This is a genomic window from Novosphingobium beihaiense (assembly GCF_022832375.1).
GTDB lineage: Bacteria > Pseudomonadota > Alphaproteobacteria > Sphingomonadales > Sphingomonadaceae > Novosphingobium > Novosphingobium beihaiensis.
On sequence record NZ_JALHLG010000058.1, the window covers coordinates 1 to 16,227 of the forward strand.

General features: G+C 57.1%; 12 protein-coding genes and 1 pseudogene. 8 read left to right on the top strand and 5 right to left on the bottom strand.

All coding sequences use genetic code 11. From position 1 onward, the window contains the following. Positions 1-1,092, bottom strand: a 1,092-nt coding sequence (locus tag MTR66_RS19650; RefSeq protein ID WP_243924146.1) for a hypothetical protein, incomplete at its 3' end; no start/stop codon positions are given. 99 nt (positions 1,093-1,191) lie between these two features. On the opposite strand from MTR66_RS19650, the gene MTR66_RS19655 reads away from it, so the two are divergent. After that, positions 1,192-2,703: a hypothetical protein gene (locus tag MTR66_RS19655; RefSeq protein ID WP_243924148.1), complete on the top strand. Its 1,512-nt coding sequence runs from the start codon at positions 1,192-1,194 to the stop codon at positions 2,701-2,703. After that, positions 2,704-3,522: an 8-oxoguanine DNA glycosylase OGG fold protein gene (locus MTR66_RS19660; protein WP_243924149.1), complete on the top strand. Its 819-nt coding sequence runs from the start codon at positions 2,704-2,706 to the stop codon at positions 3,520-3,522. It begins immediately after the preceding gene. Between the two features lie 870 nt (positions 3,523-4,392). Here the strand turns inward: MTR66_RS19660 and MTR66_RS19665 are convergent. Continuing rightward, complete coding sequence (locus MTR66_RS19665) at positions 4,393-5,859, bottom strand: hypothetical protein (protein WP_243924151.1); 1,467 nt, start codon at positions 5,857-5,859, stop codon at positions 4,393-4,395. 250 nt (positions 5,860-6,109) lie between these two features. On the opposite strand from MTR66_RS19665, the gene MTR66_RS19670 reads away from it, so the two are divergent. The 5 genes from MTR66_RS19670 to MTR66_RS19690 all read left to right on the top strand — a co-directional run bounded on the left by MTR66_RS19670 (position 6,110) and on the right by MTR66_RS19690 (position 10,858). Further along, entirely contained in the window at positions 6,110-6,649 is a 540-nt protein-coding gene (locus tag MTR66_RS19670; protein WP_243924153.1) for a recombinase family protein, read from the top strand. Between the two features lie 126 nt (positions 6,650-6,775). Then, complete coding sequence (locus MTR66_RS19675; protein ID WP_243924154.1) at positions 6,776-8,086, top strand: hypothetical protein; 1,311 nt, start codon at positions 6,776-6,778, stop codon at positions 8,084-8,086. Positions 8,087-8,236: 150 nt separating this feature from the next. Further along, positions 8,237-8,692 (top strand): hypothetical protein, encoded by a 456-nt coding sequence (locus tag MTR66_RS19680; protein ID WP_243924156.1) that lies wholly within the window; start codon positions 8,237-8,239, stop codon positions 8,690-8,692. Position 8,693: 1 nt separating this feature from the next. Continuing rightward, positions 8,694-9,029: a DUF3768 domain-containing protein gene (locus MTR66_RS19685; RefSeq protein WP_243924158.1), complete on the top strand. Its 336-nt coding sequence runs from the start codon at positions 8,694-8,696 to the stop codon at positions 9,027-9,029. A gap of 365 nt (positions 9,030-9,394) precedes the next feature. Next, a complete protein-coding gene (locus tag MTR66_RS19690; RefSeq protein WP_243924160.1) occupies positions 9,395-10,858 on the top strand; it encodes a hypothetical protein in 1,464 nt (487 codons plus the stop codon). Positions 10,859-11,249: 391 nt separating this feature from the next. On the opposite strand, the gene MTR66_RS19695 is transcribed toward MTR66_RS19690, so the two are convergent. Continuing rightward, positions 11,250-13,004 (bottom strand): recombinase family protein, encoded by a 1,755-nt coding sequence (locus tag MTR66_RS19695; RefSeq protein ID WP_243924162.1) that lies wholly within the window; start codon positions 13,002-13,004, stop codon positions 11,250-11,252. 67 nt (positions 13,005-13,071) lie between these two features. Between MTR66_RS19695 and MTR66_RS19700 the strand changes: the two are divergent. Next, positions 13,072-13,365 (top strand): annotated as a pseudogene (locus tag MTR66_RS19700) (DUF938 domain-containing protein); the annotation flags it as partial. On the opposite strand, the gene MTR66_RS19705 reads toward MTR66_RS19700, so the two are convergent. Beyond that, the gene (locus MTR66_RS19705; protein ID WP_243924163.1) at positions 13,352-14,686 is read right to left on the bottom strand and encodes an MATE family efflux transporter; all 1,335 of its coding nucleotides are present in this window, start codon (positions 14,684-14,686) and stop codon (positions 13,352-13,354) included. The pseudogene MTR66_RS19700 and the gene MTR66_RS19705 sit on opposite strands and share 14 nt — an antisense overlap. Then, positions 14,683-16,170, bottom strand: coding sequence for a DHA2 family efflux MFS transporter permease subunit (locus tag MTR66_RS19710; RefSeq protein ID WP_243924168.1), 1,488 nt, complete (start codon positions 16,168-16,170; stop codon positions 14,683-14,685). Before MTR66_RS19710 ends, MTR66_RS19705 begins: the two co-directional genes overlap by 4 nt. Positions 16,171-16,227 lie beyond the last annotated feature (57 nt).

Sequence of the window (16,227 nt, forward strand, 5' to 3'; positions counted from 1 at the left end):
CAGAGGGAATCCCCCCGATTCAATCTCAAGCGGAAAAACTCTAGGTCCTGGCTTCGAGGGTCGCATTGTTCCCGTTCTGAAACCCTGCGAAGCGAGGTAATCGCCGAAATTCTCGTTGCTGCCGACCAGCGCCGCGTCTGCCATTCGTGCGGGAACCATCGACCAGCCCTGCTTGTCGAATAAGGCACCGGCATAAAGCCGATAGTTTCCTGCCATGAGGGAATGGCTTGCACTGTCAAAACTAAACTGAAGCGTGGGGGTGATGTGCCGCCGCACAGCACGCTGAACGACCGTGTAAAGGCAGGCTAGGTCGAGTTCTGACTTGCCGAGAATGTGAACCCATTGGACCTTTTCCAGCAGTTTGTCGTCGCGGAGGTCGATCAACCGTTGGAGCAAGAGGGTGAAGTTTTCGCGATTACCGCCAGCAAAGGCCCAACCCTCGAAATTATGGTGCTTCACATGCTCATACCATGCCTTGCTCTCGGCCTCGTTGCGGCCTTGCAGGACGTTCAGAAACTTTGTCGCGCCGGGCGAGCGTTCGATTTGGAATTGCTGGTTGTTCAGCGAGGTCTGGACCAAAGCGGCATTGAAGTCGGCAGCTTGACGATTTTGACCCGCCGCTTCGTCGATCAAGCCGCCATGGCCTTCTGCTCGCAGGCGCGTTGTATGCTTGGCAATTTGACCACTCTTGATGCCGCCGGTTGGAAAGTCGAGAACCATCGAGTAGTCGGTGTTCGTCTCCATCCAGCGCATCATCCGGCGGACGGTTTCAGGTCCGCGATATTTGATGTTGCCTGACTGGACTTGGTAGCCGCCGCTGTCTCCGACGACGATTGACGTGGTTCGATCACGTTCGCTGACCATCGTGGGCGGATCGTTTGCCTTGATTGATTGCGCCGCTTGGCCCGCGCTCAACAATGCCCAAGGATAATGGAAGAGTTCGGATTTTGGGCTCAGGAAATTCAGGTCTTGAGCGGAAAAAGGTAGTGTACGCCGGAAGCTGCCGCTGTGCGCAAATCTAGCATACTCAAACTTGAGGGCGGGGAGATAGATGGCGCAGTTGTTGAAACTGTCCTTGTAGGAGACCGTCATTCAGGAGCACTCGACGTTTCGCGCTCAGTGAGCGCGTTAGTTACCTTCCTGAAATCTTTTGGGGCCTAAAGGTTTTCAAACCTTTAGCAGGAGTTCTCTGTGCCCTCAGCTTCTACCGCCATCATCAGCAACAGCGAGATCGTTGCAAACGCAAACGAGGCGACGTTCGGCGAGATCAAAGCGCTGGCGACCGAGTTCGAGAAGCGCGACAGCAAGGCGAAGAAGGTCCTCTATACCGCACTGCAACGTCTGTTCGAATTCGTTCTCGACCTAGAAACCGATGCGGATCGACGCCAGTTCATTGAGACACAGAACGGCAAGTGGGGCAAAGTTGCTCGGGAAAACCCGTTTCAACCCTTCGTAAAGCTCGCCTTTGACGGAAAGGGCATTAGCGATGCCTCCCGCAGCCAGTATGCGAAGGTGCTCTATTACGCTCAGTTCGAACAGGATAAGTCTGTTCCGTTGGCCGAATGGCTGGACGGTTCCGGCGGCATTGAAGGCCTGTACGCTAAAGCAAACAGCTTCCTGCCGTCGCAGAAGGCATATGTTGATGAAGATCGTCTGGCGGAGGCGCTCACCAAGGTTCGGCAGCGTCGGCAATCCACTTCGTTCAAGCTGGACAATGTGCCCGATCTCGGAACTGACGTTAAACAGGGTTACGTGATGGCCATCCTGCACGTCGATCAGCACGGCAACTCGCATGTGGTGGAATATTCCGAAAGTGATCAGGCCAAGATTGCTGCTGTCATGAAAAAGATAGCGCGGCCTGAGGCGAAGGAAGCAATGCAAGCTGCGAAGCCTTACTCCGCCCTTGCGAAGGCAATCACGCTGCTCAGCACGGTAACCGCCACTGGAAAGGCGGATGCAGATCGCCTTTTTACCATGTCCAATGAGACGGGCCCTGACGGAGCGGTAAGCACGGTCGTCAGGGTGATCTCGACAGCTTATGAAGGCACGCTTGGCGAGGTAGCTCTCTCCGTGCCCATCGAATGGGTTCCTGAGGAAGGAACCGTTGCTTTCACACAGGCGAACGCAGAGAGTTTCTGCCGAGGCTTCGAGATCGAAGGCCGTTGGCTGTGCGATGTTTCGTCCACGCCGCTAACGTTGAACCACAGCGACAATCCAGCTTCGCAGGTCACGCTGATCGACGGGATTCCCGAGGCGACGTTTTACCGGGCGCGTCGGGATTTCTTGCAGGTGGCGCCGCTCAAGCTTCTGCACGACGCGGCGAAGGGCTTTCTTGAGGAACGGGGTAGAAAGCAATCTATCGAAGGCGCTTATCGCGGTGCGCTGCCGCTGACGTGGGATAACGGCCACCTTGAGTATCGTCCAAGTCCGAACTGGCCCTCGAAACATGAGCTTTTCGAGTTGCAGTCTGATCCTGCCCTTGGCGATGATCGCATGTTCAGTGCCGAAATGGTCGCTTCGGTTTGCCAAACCGCAGTCGATCTCAAGTCGGACATCGTTGGTTGGCTCGTTAGTACGCCAGAAGAAGATACCTGCGCGATCATGTTCGATTACGGCATGGGGAAGGACCGGGCCAGTGTCGTGATGCCGCTGGTGAAGACCCGCCAGTGCCATACGACGCAGACAAATTGCGCGGTGGACTGAGTGGCTCCGCCCGTCCTTGGCCCGCGAAGATCCATTGAAGGCTCGTTTGAGGCTGTAGAGGGATATCCTGAAAGCAAGTCTTTCGTAAAGAAATATTGGAATGTGGTAGCGGACTACGATGGCTCAATCTCGCCCGTCCCAAAGCATATTTCGAGCTTGGAATTCCTAGCAGATATTCCAAACAAGAAGATTACCCGTGGCGACGTGCGGGCAAAGTTCAGTTTCCCGATTGATCAGAAGGCTATCTTCTGGACAATCGTTTGGGGCTACGAGCGCGGACGCATTGGGAACAATCCCGACAATATGATCAGGGCTCTTGTTAACGCCCAAGAAATGGCGAACGAAGTCAACCATATAACCGATACAATTGCTCGCGAAGGACCGCTGCCTTCACAGCAGATCATAGAGCGCCTCAACAATGCCGGTAAGGTTGGGACCTCCACCAGTTCCAAGGTGGCGGCCATGGCTCGCATTCAGAGCCTAGAAGGTGAATGCGTGATCTTGGATCGGCAAGTTATTGCTTCGATCTTTTATCACCGATTTGCCGATTTCAAGGAGCTTGAAAGGATCATGATGCCGCGCACAATTGACGGGCGAGCATGTCTTGGCGAGCGCATTGATAAGTCCTTCAACCGTCGCGAGGATTTCTATGCTGACTATGTCCGGCGGTTGAGCGAACTCGCATCGACATTGGGCTCCGAACCGGAGCAGATCGAAAGATTTCTGTTCAGGAGCGTTCCCGATATGGAGCCAATCAACCGGCGATGGAAGCATATCAAGGAAAAGCGCGAAAGGGCTGCTACCCGCCAGTTGACCTAAATTATGGCGGGTATTGATGTGCGCTGTCGTCGACGGACGTGATTGAGAAAATTTTGGGCCCCAAAAATTTTCCCGCTTGCCGTCACCTGAATAATGACGCCGCAATTGCCATGGCAGTATAAATAGTGTTGCAACGGCGCGTCGGAATGCTGTTGTCGGCGTTTCGAGTTTTGTTGCCCTGATGCAGAAACATTTTGACCCGCCAGGCACCCGACGCGCACTGGCGGGTCTATTTTTGTGCCCGCCCTAAGTCGTGCATCAGGAGAACCCACCCCCGAATTCAGGACGGGATGGATGAGCCGCACGGGGCGAACTGGAAGAGGACGAGTTAGCTGCTCTGGCACCAGTATAAAAAACGCACTCCGGGAGGCGCAGCAATGCGGCTCCGTGAAATGACGACCCGTAACGACGCTTAATCGGGTCTAGCGGCACACTGCTATTTGGAAGGTGGTGTGTTCGTAACCGCTGCTCAGCGGGATACATCCTTAAACGTGCTACAATGCAACCGGCAGGTGATGGAACTCACCGGATGTTTCAAATGTGGTTCGGGCTAACCTCACAGCAAGACGCTGGAAACGACCAACACAATCCCCCTTCTATGGAACTTCTCAGGACGCACCCGCGTCCGATCATCGAGAGGTTCTGTAGAGGGGGGATTTGTGTGATGTCACTACCTACAGCAGGACATCGCAATCGCGTTCCGCGCTTGCTTCGTTTGGTTATGGGTGTTCATGATGTGGACGGCACGCCGAAGCTGAAAATGAGCGGCTTGACCGCGAATGAAAAGCGAGGCGTAGGGCTAATGCGAGAGCATTAGGCCTCAATGGACATATGTATTCCAATCGCGAAAATTCGGAAAGCTGACATCTGTTAGACAGCGGTTTCCTTGACCTCTTCGTCGCCGACTAATCGCATGATCATCGTGTATGAGCTGAGAACGGGTGTTCCAGACGAGTATGAAACGTGCTGACCGTTCTCGAAGCGGTGCTGGGTCGTGCCAGCAAAAGCTTCCAGGGGCAGGGGAACCTTGGCGTTTGGATTGTGGAAAACTTGGATCTCATCGGACCAGAGCTCTTGGTTGTCCACGACAACTTCTTCGCTAAACGGCGTACCCACCACTGCATTCGGATCGGGATCGAGGCGAAAGCCGATCCGATAGTAGCGATGGTCCTCTGGCGCATAGCCTGCGTCTACGCCCATCCGGTCAAATTTTGCTAATGTACCGGCGTTTGAGAATACTACCGCCGATATGTTTTCAGCTCCGTCAAGGTCGAAGAAGCCGGTCTCGATCTTTTTTGTTTTGTAGGTATGGTCTTCAAGTTTCACTGACCGGATCGACAGGCTACCATCTATAAATTCCCATTCTATCCGATGACCAAAAAGATAGAGCCACAACGCTTCTTGGGTGTATGTCATCGAGCCGATCTCACCATTGCCACCCGGTTTGTGGAAATCGGCGATGGCTAGCACGAATGGCTTGCCCGCGCCGGGGCCGCGCTCCCAGTAATTTTCTCCGGCCGCGTTTTTCTTGTTAAGTTTGCCGGTAAGGGCGTTGCCAAACTTCATTGGCATGTAATTTTGGAGGAACTCTTTCATTTCCTCTGGGGTTTGTGGGTCAGGATGATCGGCGAGAACCCCGCCTATCGAGGGGGCGCATGTGGTTGCCTCAACTGTGAATTCGCCACGTGGGGAGACGCAGTGAAAGTCAGGTGCCTCAGGCTGCGTCACATCATATGCGAGCTCCCGAAGCATTGCCCAGAGATAGAGCTCCCATAGCCGTTGGTCGAACTGCTTGGTTTGAAACTCCTTCACGAAATGCGGATCGCTCGGTGCTAGCCACGGTCCCAATTCTTTCAATACTGCACGCGCAGGCGCACGACCGGGTGTGTTCAGCAGTAGACGGAAATTTGGATGGAGTTCATCAACTTTGGTCCCTGGAGGAATAGCGAGGAGATCGGTGGCATGGTTTGTCTCGTCACCTTGCGTACCGAGCTGGGCGAGGTCGTCATCAGTCACGGCCCTTGCGATACGTTCGCGCAAAGCGGTTTGCGCGTACTGGGCAGACCGAAGGTCGAAGTCTAAATCGGCAGATCGAAATTTGCCGTTTCGATCTCGCACCAGCAACGACCAAGCATAGTCGTTGTCAGTTCGGTCTCTGATGATGACGCCTATGACACGCTCTTCCAAATCTGCCCAATAGGAAACTTCCTCGCACACGTATGGCGCAGTCGATAATCGCGTTCCGATGGCGAGCAGGTTAAATCTGGAACGAGATATCGGCGTACTAAGCTTTTCTCGCTCACGTCGCGCATCACGCTTTGCCTTGGCTTCACCCATTCTATCTTCTTTCCGAGTTCGAACTGCTCTGTTGAGATTGATCGGTAGTCTACATTGCTGGTGTGACGGCTTTCTTTACCGAACACCAAGTGTGGCAATTGGCCTGCACAGTCTCAATTGACCTTGAAACAAACTGACTACAGCCTGCCGAGACACTTCTGCAGCCCTGAAAAGCCGTCTTAGCAGGCTTGCTCTTCCTCCAAAAAGACACAATCGCAGCAGGGTCTTAGGCCTGCCCGAAGGAGGAAACATGCTGGTCGGCTATGCCCGCGTATCGACAACCCACCAATCGCTCGACGTCCAGATGGCTCAACTATTCGCGCACGGCGTCGAGAAGATATTTCAAGAGCAGATGAGCGGGAAATCCGTGTCCAATCGGCCCGAACTTAAAGCTGCCCTCGACTTCTGCCGGGAGGGCGACACGTTCATGGTGACGCGGCTCGACCGCTTTGCCCGGTCTGCGCAAGACCTCCACAACATCGTCGCAGAACTGACCGCGAAAGGCGTTGGGTTTCGCTGCCTACAGCAGGGCGGCCTTGATACCACAACCAGTCATGGCAAGTTGATGCTCGGCATCTTGGCGGCGGTTGCTGAGTTCGAGTTGGACATTCGGCAGGAACGGCAGCGCGAGGGTATCGAGAAGGCCAAGGCGAGTGGCATCTACAAGGGCGGAAAACAGCGGTTCGATCCTGCGTCGGTCATTGAGCTTCACAGTTCGGGCATGAAGCCGCGCGCTATTGCTCGGGAGGTAGGGTGTAGCCCTGCGACGGTGTATCGTTTGCTCGGATGATTTCATTCCCAGCCAACTGGACACCATCTCCACGGCTACTACAACTGCGCGAATTGACCAGTTGCGGATTGCAAATCGTCCGGTTCGTTTCTTGGTGATGCCCTTCGCGAGAGGAGTTTCGCAGTAGTGAATGACAAACCGACGCTGCCCAAAGTGTCGCGGGTCGCAAGCGAGGCTATGGCGCTGGTGAACAAGCTTGAGCGCGAGCGGGTGCTGGACGTAGCGACGTATGGCGCTGCCCTTCCACGCACCCTTCGAGCTGAAGCAGAACTCTCACGGGTGAGTGAAGCCTACAGGAACATTGTCTTTGCCAAAAAGGCTTTGGCTTCGCTTTGCGCTGATGAAGTGGCAGCTGGCGGACTTGGGCGACTGAAAGAAATTGGGGCATTCAGCGTCATTGAACAGGTTCGCAGCCAACACGAAGCTATGATGCAGCAACTGACGGGCTCTATGTCGGCCAGATTGCTTGCTCGCCAGCGGGAATTCCTAGCACCGTATGAGCGGGTGAACTCTCATATTGCCCTGTTGATGAAATCGTTTCAGGGGGCCAAAGTTCACTTGGCTATGCCGTCGTTTGTATCCATTTCAAAAGAGATCGCGGCACTAACCAAACCATATAGTTTGCCGACTGGCTATGCCAGCAACTTGGCTGATCACTTGGCCGGTATCACTAAGCCTTGGACCGCCGTCGGCCATGAAACCGCCTCGATAGCAGCGGCTGTACGGCTTTCGCAGTTTGCGACGTTTTCCCGGGAACTACCCGCGTTTTCGAAGGAACGTTACGCGGTCACCGCAACGGAATTCGGCAGCTTTGATCGTTTGCGTCCCCTCGCGGAGCCCCTTGAGGACGAAGAAGAAGCGGAGGAGGTTTATACTGAAGGTGGTCGAGCGCCATCGCTGGTTGCCTTCCCGTCAGAGAGCTATGATGATGTGCTGTCGGCTACAGGTTGGGTGTTCGACATTCGCTCGCCAGCGTTCGTTCGGCCTGATGGTAGCACGCTTCCCAATGCGAACATTGATCCGAGGGATCACTTCATCATCAGCATGGTGGAGTGCCATCTAAAGGCAATCATTTCTGCCGCCCTCATTTCGGGGGGAGGTATGGCGGCGCTAGAGCGGCTTTTCGGTAATCGCCTACCGGCTTGGAAGAGCAAACGTGATATCGCTGTGGAGCGGGACGAGCCGGAGCTTCATCTCGTCTACTACGCCGATTTCATGGAAATAGCTGAAATCATTTTGAATAAAGAGCTTTGGGCTTCTACATTCAAGGCAGTGTTCCGCAACCGTGAACGTTTCAAACATTCAATTGAACGGCTTCATGGGCTGCGCGTACCCACGTCACATTCCCGCCCTCTTACGCGGACCGGGAAGCTGCGGTTGATGGCTGAGGCGCTGGAATTGTTTGAGGCTATCGGTGTCGTGCCTCGGCAGCATTAAGCCCAGGGAGTTGGGCAATTTTACAAAGACCGTGGTTGTCGTGCGTGAATTATTTTTGATTATTTTCCTACATTTATGGCCAATCTTCGGTCGCTCTCATGAACGACGACGCTACGGCTCGCCTTGTCCGCAACAGACATGGAGATCCAAATGTCGATCCTCAAGACCCTCAAGCTTGCCGCAGCCCAGCCGTCCAGTGCAACGTCCGAGCAGGGCATTCGCACCAAGCTGCTGAGCTACCTCAACGAGCAGAAGGCGCTGGCCGAAGCCGAAATTTCCGGCACGCCGTTCACGGCAACGAAGATGGTTACGCGCACCAACGAGGCCGGTGAGAAGACCCGCGTTGAAGAGCCGCGCCATGTCCGCAAGGGTTGGTTCACCAATGCCACCGGTAAAATGTTCTTTCAGGTGCGTTACGGCTCCAAGCCGCTCGAACTGGCGAAGGGCATGAACGCCGTTGAAGTGCCCGGCATTTCAGAACTGCCCGCGCTGATCGGCTCGATCATCGACGCTGCCAATGCCGGTGAACTGGACCCGCAGCTTTCGGCGGCGATTGCCGAGCGCAAAGCGAACTTCAAGCCCCGCGCGAAGAAGTCCGGTTCCTGATATGAGGGACGAAGAGAGGCGGGCCGAAATTGCCCGCCTCAACGATCAACTGCGATGCGTCGGCGTGGGCGGGCGCATCGTTATCACCAGCTGCATTGCCGCTTTGCCTCTGCCCACCATCATGACGATTTACGATGCTGTCCGGAATTTTGACCGGTTCAACAAGCACAACGATCCCTACGGCGAACGAGATTGCGCTTCACTGATGGCAGCAGGTCATCACGTGATCTGGAAAATCGACTACTACTGCCTATCCCTCCGTTCCCATGCAAAAGACCCCGCAGATGCACGATGGACACGACGCGTACTCACGATCATGCTGGCGGATGAGTGTTAGGGAGCCGCGTTGCCTATGGAAGGCGAGCGCGGATCAAACACTTTGATTTTAACAAGATTTTATGCTTGTCTCGCGACAATCAGCGTGCACCCGTTGGGCTGATTTAACATCAGTACCGCCCCGCTGCCACGGTTTATGGTGTGCGAGGTAGAGGGGTGCACCATCATTTTCTAAACAGTCGAAATGACGGAGGTGGCGTCGGTTGCTAGCGGCGTGACGCTGTGTATCAGGTCCACTATATCGCGTGTACTACGTTTGCCATTGCTGCCCTGTGTTATAGCGCAAGCTATGATGCCGCAGACATATCTCACGGCTTCACGGCCAGAATTATTGGCCGATGCAATGAAAGCCCGTAAGTTGGGGGCATGTACACGTTCGAAGAGATTGAAGAGAAATTTGCTGCGGCGCATGTTCGGGTCTGCGGCAAGGACGACCTCGCAGGGATACTTCGGATCGCAAAGCGAGACACAACGATTGACCTTCTGAGTTCTGAGTTCTTCCATCTCGAAGGAGGTGACCATGGTTGGTTCGATCTAGAGATGATAGGACCCGATGGAGCGAAATTTTTTGCACATAACGCTCTGTCGAGTGGGACAGGCAATCGCAGTGGTCGGGATCGGCAGACCCTGCATTTCGCATCGGTTCACCCCAACATTCTTGTAATGGACAGCAACGGTCTTGATGCCAATCGTCATGTCGCGGCCGTACGTTTCCACATCGAAGGTATCGAGAATTTCTTCCACTACCAGTATACGGAGCCACTGGATTGCTTCGGAATGTCGGAAGAGGCGCGGGCGACGTTGCTGGATATGCGCTACAATCCCGAGCAGCCCAAAGACTTCGCCGCACCAGACCGTGTGTTTATCGTGCACGAGCTCGGCGAAGTGTTGGATTTCAAGGTCGAAGAGCGCCGCTATCGCATATGGATGGGCGGCAACGGAGGCTTTGGATCATGGCATCGGATCAGATATCGTGTCTTCCCAATTGCCGCGATTTCATTCGATGAACCGGTTACTATAGACGAGGCGCTCGACCGGATTTGGGAATGGCGTCGATTTTTCGTTCAGCTTGCCATGCAACATCTGAGTTTCGAAGGTATAGGATTTCTCGCAAACCACGATGATCGTGCAGCGATTGGTAGCGTGTATCTTCCAAACACCGATAGGCGAAAGAGGGAACGCGGATACTACGAACTGCACCCTGCCTATATTCCACTTAATCGCTGGGGGGACCGCGAACGCCTCGCTGGGGCCATGCAAACGTGGCTGAAGCGAGATGGGCGGCGGCGGGCTTTTCGAGCCCGACTTGACCGGGTTCTCGACAATATGAACCGACGTATGGACCAAATGGATCTTGTCGAGCTGTCTGCCGGTATAGACAGCCTTAATGAGCTGGATAGCAAAACAAAATTTCCGAGCGGGACTGTGGACGCGATGGTCGAAGCAGCTGGAAAGGCCGCTGAAGGACAAAAAGTTGGGATCGATCCTGGCCGACTTCGCGGCATATTGTCGCAATTGCAGCGGCGCAGTCTTGCCGAAAAAATGAAGGAATTAGGGCGGCGCGCGATGCCAGATGCGGATTTCAAAGATATTGAGCTCGTTGTCGCCACTGCGCGCAAATGTCGTGACGATGCAGCGCATCGAGGTGCTGTTAGTGAGCAGCGAGAGGCGCATATTGGCCCTGCAGTTGAAGCACTTGCTTCAATGTGCGTGGCCTTCGATTTGTGCGATGCTGGAGTGCCTAGGCGAACGTCGAACGATGCTCAGTGTTTCTGGGCGATCCGTTTCCGCGATGCGGTCGCTGAACTCAAACGGATGCAAGCAAGCTAAGAACTCCAGATCAGCGAAGCCGTCAGATCGCCATGGCCCATGAAGCGGCCTGTGCGATCTCGGGTTTCATCGCATTTCGGATCGTACCAGCCAATTAGGAACCCTGTTCGATCTCGCGCGTCGATGCGCCCGCCCGCTCGTTCAGTCCACCCGCGCAACATTCCGGTCCGATCCCGATATTCCTGTCTCATGCCGATGCCTCCTGTAGTGAGGCTGCTCGATCAAACGCCGATGATCGGGAGCGTCAACAACAAGGACTGGAAATTCTTTGGGCCCCAAAATTCGCCCTCTGAGGGTCATGGCTGGAAAGGGGTAATTGGATAGCGAGGAGCGCGTCTTGGCCCTGTGTGGCCCGCGTAGGGGCGCACAGGGGCTTCATTTCGGACGGCGGTCAGCGGGCATCAACGGGCTTCCATATGGGAATGAATTTACCGTCTGCATCGAACCCTGCATCCGGGTTTGCAGCATCGCGTGCTTGCTCCGCTCCGTAGTCCCGTTCCTTAGCGATGTTGAGGATTGGCACTGGCAGCGCAGGGTTTCGTTCTCGATAACGATCTAGCGCAAGTGGACTTTCGGCATGGGCTCCGGGCAGCAAAGCGGACGTGGCCACGGACTGTTGAAGCAAATTGCCCAAGCCGTCGAACTTGAACGCGTGGATGCCGGCAACAAGCACATGCGCTTCTCGCGTTTCGGGATAGAGAAAAATGCTCGTGATGATTTCTGAGAGCGCAGCATGGACCCGGCGGCGCGCATCTTCATCATCCTTTAATCGGCTACGTAGGTTGGCGATTTCCTCGGCCAGTTCCTTGCGGGGCTTCGTGTTATTTTGCCGCTCAGCCTCATGTGAAAGCTGGCTGATTTTTGCTTTGCGGTCGATGATCTCGCTCTCGGCACGCTTTATGCCGCGCAGCATCGCATCACTCGGATTGTTCGCATACGCATCGACGAGATTGTCGAGGCGCTTTTCAGCGGACACCAGTTCCAGCTTAGCTACTGCCAATCCGCTATCGTCGGTGTTGTCGATTTCGGGCTCATCGAGCGCGATGTGAAGAATGTGGTCGAGCACGCCGTTGAGGAGGTGTTCGTAGTGGAACGAGGTTGAAGATTTGCAGCCTGCGGCACGATGATTTCTCGCGCATCTCAGTCGCGCCTTGCGGGGCATGTTTCGATCCGTTTGCGTGATTATCATTCGACTTCCGCACATCCCGTTCTGTCCACGGGCGGCGCAGAATGTGAAGCCCTGCAGAAGGTTGACCATACCTCTGCGCTTGCCGCCGGATGAGCGTCGCCGGTCTAGGGCTTCCTGTGCCCGATGCCACGTCTCAGCGGATATGACAGGATCGCATACCCGCACCCAATTGCCCGTCCGCTGCTTCCTGCCTTCGGCACTTTCTGAATGCCGACAAAATTCGCCTAGAGCGCCGCGACCACGCAAAATGTCTCTGATATTGGCTTGGGTCCAATCACCCTTTTGCCAACGAGTATTGGCAAGGTCAGCATTTAGCTCCTCGCAGATGGAACGAAGTCCATAACCGGCTAAACAGCGCTCGAAGATGCGTCGGACAATCGCGGCACGTTCTTCGATAACCATGTAGTCGGCGCCATCACGACCGATCCAACTCGGCACAAAACGTAGATCGGCCAATCCGTCCTTAGTGACAAAGCCGCGATCGATGGTTCCTTGGAACGCTTCTGCTACTCGACGGCCTTTTGTCCTGGCCTCATCGTAGGCGAGACCAGCACGCAGAAATGGAGTGATAAGGGTCTGCCAGTTATCTCTGACGCTCTCTTGGGTATAAGACTGACCGCTTTCGCTTTCGACCAATGTGATGCCCGAAGCCACCAAGCCGTTGATGAGGTTGAGGCCGATGATGGGTTCTTGGCGGCTAAGGCGGTCAATGTTCTCAATGATGAGAGCTTTGCCGCGTAATAGACCCTTGGCCGCGCGTTCCTCAATGCTGGCCAGTTTTCCACCTTTGGCGCGGTTCTTACCTTTGTAGGCCGACTTGCCGCTGTCGATTGCTGTCTCAATGAGGTCCCAGCCGCGCTGTTCGCAGAGGCGTCTTGCACTTTCAATCTGGCGTCGTTCGCTATCACCTTTGGCCTGATCGTCCGAAGACCAACGGATATAAGCTATTGCGTCCAAGCTCTTTTCCCTCACTTGCTGTTTGCGAGCTAGCAAAGGGCTGATAGCTCAACAACTGTTAAAGAGAATGAACATGATCCATATCAGCCCCTGGGAATCCACGCAGGGGCTGATGGCCGGGGCGGGGCGCTTGCTGGCGCCGGGGCATCCGCTGGTGCTCTATGGCCCCTACCGGCGGGAGGGCCACCCGATCGAACCGGGCAATCAGGCTTTCGATGAAGACCTGAAACGCCGCGATCCGCGCTGGGGTTTGCGCCTGCTTGAGGATGTGAGCGCCTGCGCGCAGGCGCATGACCTTGCGCTGGAACGGTTTGTGGACATGCCCGCGAACAACCTCACGGTGATTTTCAGGAAGCGCTGAAACTCCGCCGGATGCCGCGCGGCAGGACCAGTAATTGCCCGGCTGCGCGGGCCAAGAAGAACAGCGTGTAGGCCGTCCACAACCCGTTGTTGCCCAAGGGATGGAGCAGCCAGAGCAGCAGCAGATAGAGCGCGATGGCGGCGGCCATGGTTCCCAGCATGGCACGCGTCCAGCCCGCGCCGACGAACACCCCGTCGAGCACAAAGGAGGTGACGCCCGCCAGCGGCAGCATGATCACCCACGGGATATAAGTCGCGGTAGCCGTCACCACGCGCGGATCGGTGCTGAAACCGGCGGCTAGCGAGGCGCCTGCCACGGCGTAGATCAGCGTCAGCATCAGCCCGGTCACGCCGCCCCATAGCAGCGCGGCGCGCACGGCGGCGGTGAAGCGGGCCCGGTCATTCGCGCCGCTGGCTTCGCCGCAGAGCACTTGCGAGGCGCTTTCGAACCCGTCGAGGATCAGCGCCGAGAGCATGAAAAGCTGGAACAGGATACCGTTCGCCGCCAGCGTGACCGGGCCGTGCTGCGCCCCCGAGCGGGCGAAGATCAGGATCACCCCGGTCAGCAGCAGGGTGCGCGCGAACAGATCGCGGTTGAGCGCGAAGAGCCGGGCGAGCGCGCTGCGGTGCCATGTCGCGCGGCGGCGCGCGGCGGCAAAGGCTCCGGCCGCGGCGGGCTGGCGCAGCACGATCATGGCCAGCAGCAGAAATTTGAGCAGCTCCGATCCCAGCGTCGCCGAAGCTACCCCGGCCACGCCCCAGTGCGCCACCAGCACCAGCAACAGGTCGAGCGCGATGTGCACGGCATTGGCCGTGATCTCCACCACCAGCACATGCCGCACCAGCCGCTGGCCGATCAGCCAGCCCATCAGCACGCAATTGCCCAGCCATACCGGGCCGGACCAATAGCGGATGCCGATATAGACCTGCGCATCGGCGCGCACTTGCGCCTTGGCTTCGAGCAGGTTCAGCCCGGCGGGCACGATCCAGGGCATCGCCGCCAGCAGCAGCGCGCCGATACCGAGCGCCACCGCCATGGCCCGCGCCAGCGTTTCGCCCTGCGCGCCGCGGTTCCCGCTTCCCGCGCTTTGCGCCGTCAGCGCGACGGTACTGGTGCGCAGGAAGTTGAAGACGTTGAGCATCCCCATCATGAACTTGGCGCCCAGCTCCACCGCGCCTTGCGAGGGGGCATCGCCGAGCCGCCCGATCGTCCACATGTCGGCCAGGCCGAACAGCGCGGTCGCCACGTTGGTGAGCATGGCGGGCAGCGCGATCGTCCAGAGCAGGCGCGCGGTGCCCGTGTGCGGCGAACCGGCCGTCATTCGCCCGCCACGGCTTCGGGCGGGGCCGTCACGCGCGGCGGGCGCTGCAGCAGGAAGACCATCGCGCAGGCCAGAATGCCGACGATGGAAAGCGCCCAGAAGGCATCGACATAGGCCACCATCGTCGCCTGCCGCACCACCTCGTGCTCGATGGCGGCGACCGAGGAGGGGAGGTTGAAATCGGCATGGGGCAGGGCCGATTGCACCACCGGATTGTCCGGGCGAAGGCCTTCGGTCAGGCGGGACTGCACTTTCGCTTCGTTGCGGTAGATCATCACCTGCACCAGCGCGATGCCCGCCGCGCCGCCATAGCTGCGCAGCAGCGTGTTGAGCGCCGCCCCTTCGTTGCGCAAGTGCGCGGGCAGGGTGGCGAACGTCATCATCGAGAGCGGCACGAAGATCGAACTGGAGCCCATGCCCTGGATCACGCCGGTGGTGATGACGATCCAGTCGCTCGATTGCAGCGTCATGTGCGAGAGGTGCCACATGGAGAACGCCGCGAGCAGCATCCCGAAGCCGACCAGCAGGCGGGGATCGACGCGGTTGATCAGGCGCCCCATGGCGAGCATCGCGATCAGCACGCCTAGCCCGCGCGGCGCCATCGCCAGCCCCACGTCCATGATTGGATAGCCGAACAGGTTGGAGAGCATCTCGGGCAGCAGCGACATCGGGCTGTAGATCAGCACGCCCAGAAAAAAGCCGACGATGGAGCAGACCACGAAATTGCGGTCGGTAAACACGGCGGGGCTGACGAAAGGATGCTTGGTCGTCATCGAATGGACGATGAAGAGATAGAACGCGCAGCCCGCCAGCAGCGTTTCCACCCAGATCTCGGTGGAGGAGAACCAGTCCTTTACCTGCCCCCGGTCGAACAGCAATTGCAGCGCGCCGATCCCGACCGCCAGCAGCACGAAGCCCAGAAAATCGAGCTTGGCGCCTTTCTGCCCCGGATAGTCCGGCATCGTCGCCGTCAGTCCCGCCCAGGCCATGATCCCGATCGGCAGGTTGATGAAGAAGCACCAGCGCCAGGACATGTATTCGGTGAGCCATCCGCCCGCCAGCGGCCCCACCAGCGGGCCGGTGATCGCAGCCATGCCGAAGATGGCCATGGCGCTGCCGTGTTCCTCGGGCGGGTAGGCATCGAGCAGGGTGGCCTGGCTCATCGGCACCAGCGCCGCCCCTGCAATGCCCTGGAACACGCGGAAGAGGATCAGTTCGTCGAGATTGGTCGCTGCCCCGCACAGGCCGGACATTACGGTGAAGAAGAAGATGGACGTCAGCACCACCCGCTTGCGGCCGAAACGTCCGGCCAGCCAGCCGGTCAATGGAGTGAAGATCGCCAGCGCCACGATGTAGCTGGTGAGCACCCAGGTGATCTGCTCGCGCGAGGCGGAGGTGCTGCCCTGGATATGCGGCAGGGCAACGTTCGCGATCGTCGTATCGACCTGATTCATGATCGCGGCCGCCATGACGAACAAAGTCATCAGCCGCCGTCTGGCGGGGGGAAGATAGGAAGCGTTCACAGGATGGATGGGGCCAGG